Origin of the sequence: Microbacterium sp. gxy059 (assembly GCF_050958665.1) — a bacterium.
Taxonomy (GTDB): Bacteria; Actinomycetota; Actinomycetes; order Actinomycetales; family Microbacteriaceae; genus Microbacterium.
Genome location: NZ_JAMXWT010000002.1, coordinates 224,115 through 237,878, shown reverse-complemented (window position 1 = coordinate 237,878; position 13,764 = coordinate 224,115). Strand labels below are relative to the sequence as shown.

At 73.6% G+C, this 13,764-nt stretch carries 10 protein-coding genes; 5 read left to right on the top strand and 5 right to left on the bottom strand.

Annotation, left to right across the window (positions count from 1 at the left end; genetic code table 11):
* The first annotated feature begins 52 nt into the window (after positions 1-52).
* The 4 genes from NHL53_RS02705 to NHL53_RS02690 are packed head-to-tail and all read left to right on the top strand — an operon-like array spanning position 53 to position 5,017.
* The gene (locus tag NHL53_RS02705) at positions 53-1,687 is read left to right on the top strand and encodes an ABC transporter substrate-binding protein (protein ID WP_433774895.1); all 1,635 of its coding nucleotides are present in this window, start codon (positions 53-55) and stop codon (positions 1,685-1,687) included.
* Positions 1,687-2,697 (top strand): ABC transporter permease, encoded by a 1,011-nt coding sequence (locus NHL53_RS02700; RefSeq protein WP_433774893.1) that lies wholly within the window; start codon positions 1,687-1,689, stop codon positions 2,695-2,697. Before NHL53_RS02705 ends, NHL53_RS02700 begins: the two co-directional genes overlap by 1 nt.
* Positions 2,694-3,509: an ABC transporter permease gene (locus tag NHL53_RS02695; protein ID WP_433774891.1), complete on the top strand. Its 816-nt coding sequence runs from the start codon at positions 2,694-2,696 to the stop codon at positions 3,507-3,509. The genes NHL53_RS02700 and NHL53_RS02695 overlap by 4 nt, the downstream gene beginning before the upstream one ends.
* Positions 3,506-5,017: an ATP-binding cassette domain-containing protein gene (locus NHL53_RS02690; protein ID WP_433774888.1), complete on the top strand. Its 1,512-nt coding sequence runs from the start codon at positions 3,506-3,508 to the stop codon at positions 5,015-5,017. Before NHL53_RS02695 ends, NHL53_RS02690 begins: the two co-directional genes overlap by 4 nt.
* A 9-nt stretch (positions 5,018-5,026) precedes the next feature.
* Here NHL53_RS02690 and NHL53_RS02685 read toward each other — a convergent pair whose 3' ends face one another.
* From NHL53_RS02685 to smc, 4 genes are all read right to left on the bottom strand, one after another.
* The gene (locus NHL53_RS02685; RefSeq protein WP_433774886.1) at positions 5,027-5,527 is read right to left on the bottom strand and encodes a DUF2004 domain-containing protein; all 501 of its coding nucleotides are present in this window, start codon (positions 5,525-5,527) and stop codon (positions 5,027-5,029) included.
* 40 nt (positions 5,528-5,567) lie between these two features.
* The gene (ftsY, locus tag NHL53_RS02680) at positions 5,568-6,437 is read right to left on the bottom strand and encodes a signal recognition particle-docking protein FtsY (protein ID WP_433774884.1); all 870 of its coding nucleotides are present in this window, start codon (positions 6,435-6,437) and stop codon (positions 5,568-5,570) included.
* Positions 6,438-6,446: 9 nt separating this feature from the next.
* Positions 6,447-7,613 carry a class I SAM-dependent methyltransferase gene (locus NHL53_RS02675; protein WP_433774882.1) on the bottom strand — a complete coding sequence of 389 codons (1,167 nt, stop codon included), beginning with the start codon at positions 7,611-7,613 and terminating at the stop codon, positions 6,447-6,449.
* 281 nt (positions 7,614-7,894) lie between these two features.
* Complete coding sequence (gene smc / locus NHL53_RS02670; protein ID WP_433774880.1) at positions 7,895-11,440, bottom strand: chromosome segregation protein SMC; 3,546 nt, start codon at positions 11,438-11,440, stop codon at positions 7,895-7,897.
* A 546-nt stretch (positions 11,441-11,986) separates the two neighbouring features.
* Here smc and NHL53_RS02665 point away from each other — a divergent pair.
* Entirely contained in the window at positions 11,987-12,295 is a 309-nt protein-coding gene (locus NHL53_RS02665) for a hypothetical protein (RefSeq protein WP_433774878.1), read from the top strand.
* Positions 12,296-12,379: 84 nt separating this feature from the next.
* On the opposite strand, the gene tig is transcribed toward NHL53_RS02665, so the two are convergent.
* A complete protein-coding gene (gene tig, locus NHL53_RS02660; RefSeq protein ID WP_433774876.1) occupies positions 12,380-13,705 on the bottom strand; it encodes a trigger factor in 1,326 nt (441 codons plus the stop codon).
* Positions 13,706-13,764 lie beyond the last annotated feature (59 nt).

The following is a 13,764-nucleotide window of genomic DNA, read 5'->3' as shown; positions in this document are numbered from 1 at the left end:
GGACACGGTCCGGAAAGTCCGCCCACAGCATCCCTTCCCCCTCCGAGGAGCCATGCGCACCATCCGCCGCGCCCTGCCGATCATCGCCCTCGCCGCCACCGCCGCTCTCGCGGTCGGCTGCGCCCCCGCCTCAGACGGCGGAGACGCCGCCGAGCCCGTCGAGGGCGGCACGCTCGTCTACGCGACCGGCGACGCCGAGCCCACCTGCCTCGACCCCCACGTCGGCGGCAACTATCCGCAGGCGCTGCTGTCGACGCAGTACCTCGAACCGCTGTTCGGCCGCACCGCCGAGGGCGAGATCGCCCCGTGGCTCGCCGAGTCGGGCGAGGCGTCCGACGACGGGCTCACGTGGGACATCGCCCTCCGCGAGGGCATCTCCTTCACCGACGGCACCCCGTTCGACGCGGAGGCGGTCAAGGCCAACATCGAGCACCTCCAGGACCCCGAGACCGCCTCGTCGACCGGCTACCTCGCCGTCGAGCAGGTCGAGAGCGTGGAGGTCGTGGACGACGCGCACGTGCGCCTGCACCTGTCGACGCCCAAGTCCGCGCTCCTCGAGGTGCTCAGCCAGCACTGGGCCGCGATGCAGTCGCCCGCGGGCATCGAGCGCGGCCAGGAGGAGAACTGCCAGGCGCCGATCGGCACCGGGCCCTTCGTCGTCGAGAGCTGGACGCCGCAGGAGAGCGTGACGCTCACGCGCAACGACGACTACGTCGCGACCGCGCCGGAGGCCGACCACGACGGACCGGCCCACCTCGAGGGCATCGAGTGGCGCTTCATCCCGGATGCCGCCACGCGCCAGGCCGCACTCGCCTCCGGCGAGGTGCACGTCATCGACAATCCGCTGCCGAGCGACATCGCGGCGGCGGAGGGGCAGGGCATCGAGCACATCGACGCCCCGCGCCCCGCGTCGTCCAACCGGATCGAGCTGAACTCGTCGCAGGCGCCGTTCGACGACGAGCGGGTGCGCGAGGCGTTCGTCCGGTCCGCCGACCCGTCGCCGGGCATCGAGACCCTCTTCGTCGGCACGGCCCAGCGCTCGTTCTCGGTGCTCTCGAGCGTGGAGCCCTTCGGCTCCTCCGACGAGGAGCTGTTCGCGACCGACGTCGACCGCGCGAATGAGCTGCTCGACGAGGCGGGCTGGAGCGAGCGCGACGCCGACGGGGTCCGCCAGAAGGACGGCGAGGCGCTCACGGTGCGCTTCCCCGTGTCCACCAACCAGTCCACGGCGGCCGAGCAGTCGCTCTTCGAGCAGATCCAGGCGAACGCCCTCGAGGTCGGCTTCGACGTGCAGCTCGAGCCCATGGACCTCTCGAGCTGGTACGGCGCGCTCGCCGCGCACGACTACGAGGCGGTCTCGGCCCCGTACACGACCGTCGGACCGGACGTCCTGCGGATCCTGTACCACTCCGACGGCACGATCCCCGCGCCGTCCGGGTACTTCGCGAACAACGCGCAGCTCACGATCCCCGAGCTCGACGAGGCGCTCGAGGCGGCCCTCGCGACGACAGACGAGGACGAGCGCCGCGCCCTCTACACGGAGGCGCAGGAGATCATCCTCGGCACCCACGCCGTGCTGCCGCTGTACGACCAGCAGAACCACTTCCTCACGAAGGGCGTCTCCGGCGTGACGACGCTGCACACGATCTCGACGCCGACCTTCGTGAACGCGCAGCTCGACGGCTGATGTCGGCGGGCGCGAGGCGCGGCGCGGCGGTCGCGCGCTGGATCGCCGCGCGGATCGGCTCGGCGCTGCTCGTCGTGTGGGTCGTCGCGACGCTCGTGTTCTTCGCCCTGCGCCTCTCGGGCGACCCGCTCGAGGCGATCCTCGGCGGCCCCGGCTCCCAGGCGGGGCCGGAGGCCGTCGAGCACGCGATCGCGCAGTACGGCCTCGACCGGCCGCTCGCCGTGCAGTATCTCGTGCAGCTGCGCGACATCGCCACGCTGCAGCTGGGCGATTCGTACGCCCGCCGTCAGCCGGTCATCGACCTCCTGGGGGCGCACCTGCCGCCGACGCTGCTGCTCGCGGTCCTCGCCCTCGCGCTCGCCTGGATCCTCACGGTCGCGGGCGCCCTCGTCCAGGCCGTCTCCCGCGGCCGCGTCGGCGCCGTCGTCGGCGCGGCGATGCGCGGCCTCGAGATCGTCGCGAGCGTCGCCCCGCAGTTCTGGCTCGGCGCCGTCCTCATCGTCCTGTTCGCCTCGACGCTCGGCTGGCTGCCCGCCACGAGCTCCGGATCGCAGCCGGCCGCCCTCGTGCTGCCCGTCGTGACGCTCGCCATCCCGATCGCCGGCTTCCTCTCCCAGGTGTCGCGGGACGCGCTCGACGACGCCGACCGCGCTCCGTTCGCCGTGACGGCCAGGGCCCGCGGCGCGAGCGAGGCGCGGGTGCTCCTCCGCCACACCCTCCGCCACGCCGCGCTCCCCGCGCTCTCCCTGTCGGGCTGGGCGTTCGGGAGCCTGCTCAGCGGGGCGGTCGTCGTCGAGGTGCTCTTCGCCCGGCCCGGTCTGGGGCGCCTCCTGCAGGAGGCGGCGCTGCAGCGCGACGTGCCGGTCGTCATCGGCGCCGTCGCGGTCGTCGCGGTGCTCTACGTCGCGGTCGTGATCGCGACCGACGCGCTCGAGCTCGTCGTCGATCCGCGCCTGCGCGGGCCGCGTCCGGGGGCGCTGTCCGCGCCGACCGCGGGGGTCGGCTCGTGATCGCCCGCGCGGCGCGCTCGCTCGGCGCGTCGGGGATCCTGTCGCTCGCGGCCATCGCCCTGCTCCTCGTCGCGATCGCCTGGCCGGGGCTCCTCGCTCCGGGAGACCCGCTCGCGGTCTCCCCCGCCGACGGCTTCCGGGGCCCGTCGCTCGGCCACCCCCTCGGCGCGGACGAGTCCGGTCGGGACGTCCTCACCCGCATCGTGCACGGCGCGCGGGCGTCCGCGGGGATCGGCCTCGCCGCCACCGGGATCGGGATGGCGGGCGGGCTCGTGCTCGGCTTCGCCGCCGGCGTCGGCCCGCGCCTCGTCGACGCCGCGCTGTCGCGGGTGATCGAGGTGCTCTACGCGCTGCCCACGCTCGTGCTGGCCCTGCTGTTCGTGACGATCATCGGCCCGGGCACCCGCAGCTCGATCCTCGCGATCGGCATCGCGACCGCACCGGGCTACGCGCGCGTCATCCGCGCGCGGGTGCGCTCCGTGCTCCGCAGCGACTACGTCGCGTACGCGCGCCACGAGGGGCTCACCCGGCCCCGGATCCTCGTCCGCCACATCGTGCCGAACACCCTCTGGCCGCTGGCCGCGATGGTCACGCTCGGCATCGGACAGGCCGTCGTGTGGGTCTCGGCCCTCAGCTTCCTCGGCCTCGGCGCGGCTCCGCCCTCGCCGGAGTGGGGCTCGATGCTCAACGCGGGGCGGGTCTACCTGCTGAACGCGTGGTGGATGACGGTGTTCCCCGGCGTCGCGATCATCGTCACGGCCGCCGCGCTCACGGTCCTCGGCCGTCGCCTGTCGAAGGGGGTCCCGGCATGACGCCGCTGCTCGACGTCGCGGGGCTCCGCGTCGACCTCGGCCGCGCGGGCCGCGTCCTCGAGGACGTGTCGCTCCGGATCGCGCCCGGCGAGGCCGTCGGCGTCGTGGGCGAGTCCGGCGCGGGGAAGTCGGTCCTCGCCCGCACCCTCATCGGCCTCACGCAGGCGGACCCCCTCGCGCGCGTCTCCGCCGAGCGTCTCGCCGCCTGCGGCGCCGACCTCCGCCGCGCGCCCCAGAGGGCGTGGCGCCGGCTGCGCGGCGATGCGCTCGGCTTCGTGCTGCAGGACGCCCTGCAGTCGCTCGATCCGCTGCGCACGATCGAGAACGAGGTCGGAGAGGCGCTCGCCGTGCGGCGCGTGCCCCGCGGCGAGCGGCGTCGGCGCGTGCAGGAGGCGCTCGCGCACGCCGGCCTCCCCGACCCCGAGCGGAGGATGTCCCAGCGCTCAGGAGCGCTCTCAGGCGGCATGCGCCAGCGCGCGCTCATCGCGTCGGCGATCGTCGGGGATGCACGCCTCGTCATCGCCGACGAGCCGACGACGGCGCTCGACGCGACGACCGCCGTGCGGATCCTCGAGCTCCTCGCCCGTCTGCGCGACGAGGGCGCGTCGATCCTCCTCATCACCCACGATCTCGATGCGGTGCGCCGCGTCGCCGGGCGCGCGATCGTGCTCGACCGCGGGCGGATCGTCGAGGAGGGAGCCACGGCGGAGGTGCTCACCCGCCCCCGCTCCGCCGCGGCCCGTGCGCTCGTCGCGGCGATCCCGGCGGGGCCGAAGCCCGTGCCCGCGTCGGTCGACGATGCGCCGCCGATCCTCCGTGCGGATCGCGCCGTGCGCCGCTACCGGGGGCAGGCGGGCGCGCCCCCGACCCTCGCCGTCGACGAGGTGTCGCTCGAGCTGCGCCGGGGCGAGGCGCTCGGGATCGTGGGCGAGTCGGGGTCGGGCAAGTCGACCCTGGCGCGCCTCCTCATCGGGCAGGAGGCGCCGGACGGGGGCGAGATCCTCCGGGATCCCGACGCGGGCGTGCGCCTCGTGCCGCAGGACCCCTTCGGCTCGTTCGATCCGCGGCACGTCGTGGGGCGCATCCTGCGCGACGCGCGGCGCGGCCCCCGGGCGCCGGAGCCGGACGCCCTGCTCGCGCGCGTCGGGCTCTCCCCGTCGCTCCTCGACCGCCGACCCGCCTCTCTCTCCGGCGGGCAGCGTCAGCGCGTCGCGATCGCCCGCGCCCTCGCCGCCCAGCCAGACGTCCTCGTCTGCGACGAGCCGGTCTCCGCGCTCGACGTGACGACGCAGGCGGGGATCCTTGACCTGCTGGCTTCCCTGCAGCGCGACGAGGGGCTCTCGCTCGTGTTCATCTCGCATGACCTCGCGGTCGTGCGCCGGGTGAGCGACCGGGTGCTCGTCATGCGCGACGGGCGCGCCGTCGAGCAGGGGCCGACCGAGGCCGTGTGGGCGTCTCCCGCCCATCCTTTCACGAAGGAGCTCATCGCGGCCCACGCCGCGCTCTGATCCGGCTCGTCAGTCTCCGCGCACCGACATCACGGTGCCGTCGCTCGCGAAGCCGACGACGAGGCCGGCGCCGACGTCGCCCTCGGGGTCGAACACGTACTCGAACAGCGCGAACGGCTCGGAGGTGCCGTGCTCCTCGGCCACGATCAGCACGGTCGTCAGCGACAGCGTGCGGATCACGTCGACCGGGGCGTCTCCGGACACGTCGATGAGGAGGTCCTCGAGGTCGTCCCCGTACTTCTCGACGATCGCCACGACGAACTCGGCCGCATCGCTGGCGCGGTTGTCCACCTCGCCGAGCATGGCGTTGCGCGCCCGGCTGTCGAGCTCCTCGAGCCCGTTCACGAACGACGCGCCGGCATCGAGGGCGTCGAGGGTCACGTCGTCCTCGTCGGGCGCCGACAGCTCGACCTCGACGCGCATGTCACCGAGGTCGATGTCCTCGGCCCAGGAGATGGATCCGTCGGGCCGGGTCTCGAGGAGGCCGAAGAAGTCGTGTTCGATCGCCATACGACTACTCAACCACGTCGCGCGACGCGGGGCGCGGGGGTCAGCCGACGAGCTGGGCGGCGAAGGCCGCGGGCGTGAAGCCGGTGAGATCGCCGATGCCCTCGCCCTGGCCGAGCAGCTTCACGGGGATCCCCGTGCGCTCCTGCACCGCGAGCACGAACCCGCCCTTCGCGGATCCGTCGAGCTTCGTGATGACGAGGCCCGTGACGCCGGCGTGCTCGAGGAAGACCTCGGCCTGCTGCACGCCGTTCTGCCCCGTGGTCGCGTCGAGCACGAGCAGCACCTCGCTGATGGGGGCGCGCTTCTCGATGACGCGGCGCACCTTGGTGAGCTCGTCCATGAGCCCGCCCTTGGTGTGCAGGCGCCCCGCGGTGTCGACGAGGACGATCTCCGTGCCCGTGCGCTGGGCGTACTCGATCGTCTGATAGGCGACGGACGCCGGATCCTGTCCCTCGCGCTCGGGCCGCACGATGGCCGCGCCGCCGCGCTCCGCCCAGGTCGCCAGCTGATCCACCGCCGCCGCGCGGAACGTGTCGGCGGCGCCGACGACGATCGAGCGCCCGTAGCGGCGCAGGAAGTTCGCGAACTTGCCGATCGTGGTGGTCTTCCCCACGCCGTTGACGCCGACGACGAGCACCACGGCGGGACGCTCGGTGAGCTTCAGGGTCGTGTCGAACTTCGCGAACCGGTCCTCCAGGCTCTCCACGAGCATCCGCTTGAGGTCGCGGGGGTCGGTCGTGCGGAACCTCTCGACCTTCTCGCGCAGGTCGTCGACGATCGCCTCGGTGATGTCCGGGCCGAAGTCGGCCGTGATGAGCGCCGTCTCCAGGTCGTCCCAGGTGCTCTCATCGATCGTCGGCTTCACGAACATGCCGCGCAGCGCGCGACCGAGGGACCACTTCTCCGCCATGCTCCCAGCCTACCGGCGCGCCGAGGCGGTGACGGTGAACGTGCGATCGCGCGCGACCTGCCGCGTGGGCCCGACGATCCGCTCCAGCTGGGGCCGGTAGCGCAGGTGGCTGTTCCACACGGTCCACAGCTCGCCGCCTGGCCGCAGCACGCGCGCCGCGTCGGCGAACAGGCGCGGCGCGATCGCGGTCGTGACGGCGGAGCCGGAGTGGAAGGGCGGGTTGAGCAGCACGAGGTCGGCGGACGCGTCCGGCTGCGCGGAGAGCGCGTCGCGGCGTTCGACCTCCACGCGGTCCGAGACGCCGTTCGCCTCGGCCGTCGCGCGCGCCGAGAGCACGGCCGCCGCCGAGCGATCGCTCGCCCTCACCCGGGATCCGTGGCGGGCGAGCGCGTAGGAGACGCCGAGCGCTCCCGTGCCGCAGCCGAGGTCGATCGCGTATTCCGCATCCGGCATCTGCGGGATCGTCCCGATCATGAGCCGCGCGCCGAGATCGAGCGAGGTGCCGGCGAACGCCGCGCCGTGCGCGCGGATGACGAGGCCGACGTCGTCGTGGCGCTCCTCCCGCGGCCAGGTCACGGGCCCGCGGACCGCCCCCGTCGCGTGGAGCGCGCGCGACTTCCCGACGCCGCGGCTCGCGCGCACCTCCCGGAAGCGGCGGGCCAGCACGTCGTTCATCGCCAGGGTCATGTGCTTCACGCGCCCCACGGCGACCAGACGCGCGTCCTCTGCGGCGGACGCCGCGACGGTCTGGGCGATCTCGTCGAGCGCGTCGAGGCCGCGCGGCAGCTGGAGGATCACGAGGCCGGCGCCGTCGGCGAGCCCTGCGTCGAGCGGATGGTGCGTCAGGCGCCCGTCGAGCGAGATGCCGAGCTCGGCCGCGTTGCGCCGCAGCGCCTGCTCGCCGGTGATCGGATCCTGGTGCACCCGCACGCAGGCGGTCTCGTCGGCCGCGAGGATCGACAGCGCGATCGCCCCGTAGCGGTCCCCGATCACGGTCGCCTCGCGGATCGGCCCGGCGACTCGCTCAGCCTCGACGAGCGCGAGCCGGTCGCTCGCGTCGGCGGCGACGAGGTCGTGCGCCTCGACATCGGGGCGACGGCGCAGCCGGGGCGAGATGGCGTCGAACGCCGCTGCGGCCGATCCGTGTACGGAGGTGCCGTGCTCGCTCGTCGCCATGCGCTCCAGCCTAGGTCGCGGATCCCCATATGCGCGTCCGGGAATGATCACCATGTCTCGCTTGGGGCGGGAATGCGGATCCCATACCCACCGAAGGTGAGACACGGATCCGGTGGACCACGAACCGTGTCTCACGAACAGGGGCAAAGAGCGCCCCACACCCGCCGAAAGCGAGACACGCACCTGCGCCGCGCCGCCACCCCACTGGCCATGTCTCACGTGGGGCGGGAATGCGGATCCCATACCCACCGAAAGCGAGACACGCACCGTGCCCGCGGCACCTACGCCGTCTCGCGGATCCTCTGCCCCACGACCGCCGAGACGCCGTCCTGTCGCATCGAGACGCCGTAGAGGGCGTCGGCGATCTCCATCGTGCGCTTCTGGTGGGTGATCACGAGGAGCTGGCTGTTCTCGCGCAGCTTCTCGAACACCCCGAGGAGGCGGCCGAGGTTCGCGTCGTCGAGCGCGGCCTCGACCTCGTCCAGGATGTAGAAGGGGCTGGGTCGTGCGGTGAAGATCGCGGTCAGGAGCGCGACGGCCGCGAGAGAGCGCTCGCCTCCGGACAGCAGCGACAGCCGCTCGATCTTCTTGCCCGCGGGGCGCACCGCGACCTCGATGCCCGTGGCGAGCATGTCGTCGGGATCCGTGAGCGAGATGGATCCGCTGCCGCCGGGGAACAGGATCGGGAACATCTCGTCGAACGCGCGCTGCGTGTCGGCGAACGCCTCCGCGAAGATCGTCTGCATCCGCTCGTCGAGGTCGGCGATGATCGTCTCGAGGTCCTTCCGCGTGCGCACGAGGTCGTCGAGCTGCTCGACGAGGAAGGCGTGCCGCTGCTCGAGGGCCGCGAACTCCTCGAGGGCGAGGGGGTTGACGCGGCCGAGCTGCGTGAGCGCGCGCTCGGCCTGCCGCAGGCGCCTCTCCTGCTCGGCGCGGTCGTACGGGGTCGTCTCCGCGGTCTCGTCGTCGTCCGCGTCGCTCTCCCCCTCGGAGTCGGACCCGCGCTGATCGGACAGGACCGCGTCGAGCGGCACCGGCTGATCGGGCCCGTATTCGGCGACGAGCACCTCCTCGTCGAGCCCGAGCTCGGACTGGACGCGCTCGAGGAGGCTCCCGAGATGGAGCCGCTTCTCGTGGATCTGCAGCTCGATCCCGTGCACGCTCTCGGTCAGCCCCGCGAGGCGCTCGCGGAGACGCGCCTCGCGCTCGCGCAGCTCCCGGAGCTCTCCCGAGACGCGGCTGCGGGCGCGCTCCGCCTCCCCCAGCGCGCTCCGCGCCTCCTCCACGCCGCATGCGACGGAATCGAGCACGGCCGGCAGATCGTCGACGACGGCCTGCGCCGCCTCCCGCTGACGGCGGCGGATCACGGCGCGGCGAGCCGCGCGCTCGGCGGCCTCCTGCTCGCGGGCGCGCTGACGTTCGAGGCCCGCGGCGTGCGCCTGGGCGGTGCGCACCCGCTCCCGGAGGGTCTCGACCGCGAGCCGCGCGGTCATCTCCTCCTCCCGAGCCCGTTCGACGGCCTCGGAGAGCCCGTCGCGCGCCGAGACGTCGAGCACCGGCCGAGGCAGCTCCTCCGCCGCCCGCAGCTCGGCGAGCGCCCGCCGGCGGCGCTCCTCGGAGTCGCCCACGGCCGCCTGCGCCCGTCCGAGATCCGCTTCGAGGCGCTCGCACTCCGCGACGGCGGCCTCCCGGCGCACCGTCACCCGGTTCACGTGCTCCGCCTGCTGAGCGAGCTGCGCGTCGTGGGCGCGCAGCTCGGCGAGCGCGGTCTTCTGCGCGGCGCGCGCGCCCTGCAGCCGCTCGCCGGCCGTCGCGCGGTCCTCGTTCAGCCGCTCGACGTCGGCGCGAACGGCCGTCAGGCGCTCGGCGGCGTCATCGCGCTCCGCCTGGAGGGCGAGACGCGAACGGCCGTCGCCGGATCCCGCGCGGACGGTGCGCTCGGTGGCGACCTCGCCGTCGCGGGTCACGACCGTGGCCAGCGCGGCGTCCGCCGGCGCGAGGGAGTCGAGCACGGTCCGCGCGGCGGCGAGGTCGTCGACGACGAGCACGCGGGCGAGCACTCCCCGGACGCCTGCGGGTGCGCGCACGACGTCGATCGCCCGGGTCGCGCCGGCCGCGGTCGGCGCCGGGTCGGCGTCGCGCCCCTCGGCGATCACGAGATCCACCGCGCCCCGGTCCGCCGAGGCGGCGGCGACCCGATAGGCCGCGGCGGCGTCGTCGACGAGCACGCCCTCGGCGAGCGGGCCGAGCACGGTCTCGACCGCGCGCTCGAAGCCGGCCGTCACCTGCACTGCCTCGCTCACGAGGCCGCGCACGCCGTCGCCGCCTTCCGCGATGATGTCGGCCGCCGCGCTCTGCACGTCAAGCGCGGAGCCCAGCGCGGAGACCTTCGCGGCGAGCGCGTCGGCCTCGCGCTCGGCCTCGCGGTGCGCCGCTCGCGTCTCCTCGAGGGCGCGCTCCGCCGCGGAGGCCTCGCCCTGCGCGCGCTCGTAGGCCGCCTGCAGGTCCGCGGCGGCGTCGGAGGCCTCCCCCGTCTCGAGCGCGTCGTACGCCTCCTCGGCCTCGCGACGGCGCTCGCGGGCGGCGTCGAGCGCGGCCTGCTGGCGGACGACCCCCTGGCGCACCGCGTCGAGCGTCTGCTCGGCCGCCTCGGCGGCGCCGCGCAGGGTGTTCAGCCGCATGTCGTGCTCCGACACGAGCGCGCTCTGCTCCGCGATCCGGGTGTCCAGCTCGTCGAGCTCGGCGCGGGCCGCCGCGAGAGCGCGGGCGGCCGCCTGCACCGCGTCCTCGGCGTCGCCGACGCCGTCGGTCAGGCGGGTGACCTCCTCGTGCGCGGCGTCGATGGCCTGCTGCGACACCGTGACGGGCGCCCCCTGGTCGTCGTCGGACCCGAGCATCGCCAGCTTCTGGCCGGCGAGGGCGAACAGGCCGCGCAGCCGATCCTGCACCTGCTCCAGCCCGAAGACCACCTGACGCGCGTCGTCGACCTCGCGGGCGGTGCGCTCGCGTTCGAGCTCCGCGATGCGAGCGCGGGCCATCGTCGCCTGCTCCTCGAGCGCGATGCGCTCCGTGTGCTTCTCGCGCTCGGTGCGGACGTGATCCGCGAGCGCCTCCCGCAGCTGCACGACGTCGTCGGCGAGGAGGCGCGCCCGCGCATCGCGCACGACCGCCTGCACCGTCTGGGCGCGGCGGGCGATCTCCGCCTGCCGCCCGAGGGGCTTGAGCTGGCGGCGGAGCTCCCCGGCGAGGTCGCTCAGCCGCGCGAGGTTCTGCTCCATCGCCTCGAGCTTGCGCACCGTCTTCTCCTTGCGACGACGGTGCTTGAGGATGCCCGCGGCCTCCTCGATGAATCCGCGGCGCTCTTCGGGCGTCGCGCGGAGCACGGTGTCGAGCCGCCCCTGGCCGACGATGACGTGCATCTCCCGCCCGAGCCCCGAGTCGCTCAGCAGCTCCTGCACGTCGAGGAGGCGGCAGACCTCGCCGTTGATCGCGTACTCGCTCTGCCCGCTGCGGAAGAGGGTGCGCCGGATCGAGACCTCGCTGTACTCGATCGGCAGCGCTCCGTCGGAGTTGTCGATCGTCAGCTGCACCTCGGCGCGACCGAGCGGTCCGCGCGTCGCGGTTCCGGCGAAGATGACGTCCTCCATCTTCCCGCCGCGCAGGCTCTTCGCGCCCTGCTCCCCCATGACCCAGGCGAGGGCGTCGACCACGTTCGACTTGCCGGACCCGTTGGGACCGACGATCGCCGTCACGCCCGGCTCCAGGACGAAGGTCGTCGGCTGGGCGAACGACTTGAACCCCTTGAGGGTCAGGCTCTTCAGGTGCACGCGCCGACGCCTCCTCAGCTCCGTCTCGTCCGCGGGAAATCCTCGACACACCCTATTCCGCGTGCTCGCCGACTTCCGCGGGATCCTGCGGAACACGCCGCGCGACACGCCGAACCTGAGAACTCGCTTGACGACACGCCCGGAGCCGCGTAGCGTTCGGGACGTCCCTGATGAGACGGGTGGATCGCCCGCTGAGGTCCGAGAGGAGGAAGACCATGAACACGATCACGCACATCGCACACGGCAATCCGGTGCACGCGACCGCATGGACTTCCGTCCCCGCTCAGCGAGATCAGCGACTCCTCGCCATCGGCGGCGGCTGCTAGCAGTCCCCACGCGGTCCTTCTGCGCCCGCGGTCGGTCGATCGTCGCGTTCGTCCTCTGACGTCCGGCGCGACCCGACCCGCCTGACGCGCCGCTCGTCGGCCGCGTCGCGAGCCCCACGCGGCTCGCTCTCCTCCCTCCTTTCGGACGCGCCGTCGCGCGTCCCTCCGGCGCGGCCGTTCTGGCCCGCCGACACCTCTCACGCTTCTCAGGAGCACGCCCGTGAACACCACCGTTCCCACCCGCCCTCCCTCTGCGTCGTCGACGCCCGACACGCGCCGCGACGCCCGACGACCCGACGAGATCCTCCGGCACCGCGCCCCGCGCACGTCGCTGCTCGACCGCATCGCCATGCGCGTCGGCCTCGCCCTGCTGGTCTGGGGCACCCGCCCCGAACAGCAGCCCGTCGCGAGCCAGGCGCCGGACCGCCCGGATCCCCGAGAGCTCGCCACCCTCCGTCGCGAGACCGAGGCGCAGCTCGCCCGAGAGACGCTGCGCTACGGCGTTCCGTCCTCGTTCTTCGTCCGATGACCCTCCCCGCGGGGGGGGGGGGGGGGGGGGCGGGGCCCGCCCCCCCCCCCCCCCCCCCCCCCCCCCCCCGCCGCGAGAGGAGGATCAGGCGTTCTGCTCGGCCTCGCCGGCCTCGTCGCCCTGCTCGTCGTCGTCCGTCGCGACGAAGCCCGACAGGTCGACCTTCTCGCCGTTCGAGTCGACGACCTCGGCCTTGCCGAGGACCACCGCGATGGCCTTGTTGCGCGCCACGTCGCCCATGACGGCCTGCAGCTGGCCGCCCTGCTGGAGCGCCTGGATGAAGTCCTGCGGGCTCATCCCGTACTGCCCGGAGGCCTGGATGAGGTACTGCGTGAACTCGTCCTGCGACACCTGGATGTCGAGGTCGCGCGCGATGCGGTCGAAGAGGATCTGCGTGCGGAACTGCTTCTCGCTCGCCTCGGTGACCTCGGCGCGGTGCTCGTCGTCCTCGAGGCGGTTCTCCTGCTCGAGGTGACGGTGCACCTCGTCCTCGATGACGCTCTCCGGCACGGGAAGGTCGACGGCCTCGAGCAGCTGCTCGACGAGCGCGTCGCGCGCCGCCTGGCCCTGCTCGAAGGAGCGGCGCGACTTCGCGGTCTCCGCGAGCGACTCGCGCAGCTCGGCGACGGTGTCGTGCTCGCTCGCCATCTGGGCGAAGTCGTCGTCGACCTCGGGGAGCTCGCGCTCCTTGACGGCCTTGACGGTCACCGCGACCTCGGCCTCCTCGCCCGCGCGCTCGCCGCCGACCAGCGTCGAGCGGAAGGTCGTCTCCTCGCCCGCGGTGAGCGAGTCGATCGCCTCGTCGGTGCCCTCGAGCAGCTGGCCCGAGCCGACCTCGTACGACACGCCCTCGGCGCGGTCGATCTCGTCGTCGCCGATGGTGGCGACGAGGTCGAGCTCGACGAAGTCGCCCTTCGCCGCGGGACGGTCGACGGGCACGAGCGTGCCGAAGCGCGCGCGCAGGGCGTCGAGCTCCTCGTCGATCGCGGCGTCGTCGACCTCGAGCGCGTCGACCGTGACCTTCAGGCCCTCGAGCTCGGGGACCTCGAACTCCGGCGCGACGTCCACCTCGATGTCGACGATCAGGTCGCCCGAGAAGTCCTTCTCCTCCGGCCACTGCGTGATGTCGGCCTGGGGACGGCCGAGCATCTGGATCTCGTGCTCGACGACCGCGGCGCGGAAGAACCCGTCGAGGCCCTCGTTGACGGCGTGCTCGATGACGACGCCGCGGCCGACGCGCTGGTCGATGATCGGAGCGGGAACCTTGCCCTTGCGGAAGCCGGGGATCTGCACGTCCTGAGCGATGTGCTCGTAGGCGTGGTCGATGCTCGGCTTGAGCTCCTCCGGGGTGACCGTGATGTGCAGCTTGACCCGCGTGGGGCTGAGCTTCTCGACGGTGCTGTTCACCATGCTGGTTCGCTTCTTCCTTGTTGCGGACCCGACGGGATCGCCCGCGGGCTGAGGTCTGG

Coding starts and splice junctions, on each gene's coding strand:
- ftsY (WP_433774884.1), bottom strand. CDS start 6,437: ATGGCGGAGAAGTGGTCCCTCGGTCGCGCGCTGCGCGGCATGTTCGTG.
- NHL53_RS02685 (WP_433774886.1), bottom strand. CDS start 5,527: ATGGCGATCGAACACGACTTCTTCGGCCTCCTCGAGACCCGGCCCGAC.
- NHL53_RS02705 (WP_433774895.1), top strand. CDS start 53: ATGCGCACCATCCGCCGCGCCCTGCCGATCATCGCCCTCGCCGCCACC.
- NHL53_RS02675 (WP_433774882.1), bottom strand. CDS start 7,613: ATGGCGACGAGCGAGCACGGCACCTCCGTACACGGATCGGCCGCAGCG.
- tig (WP_433774876.1), bottom strand. CDS start 13,705: ATGGTGAACAGCACCGTCGAGAAGCTCAGCCCCACGCGGGTCAAGCTG.
- NHL53_RS02690 (WP_433774888.1), top strand. CDS start 3,506: ATGACGCCGCTGCTCGACGTCGCGGGGCTCCGCGTCGACCTCGGCCGC.
- NHL53_RS02700 (WP_433774893.1), top strand. CDS start 1,687: ATGTCGGCGGGCGCGAGGCGCGGCGCGGCGGTCGCGCGCTGGATCGCC.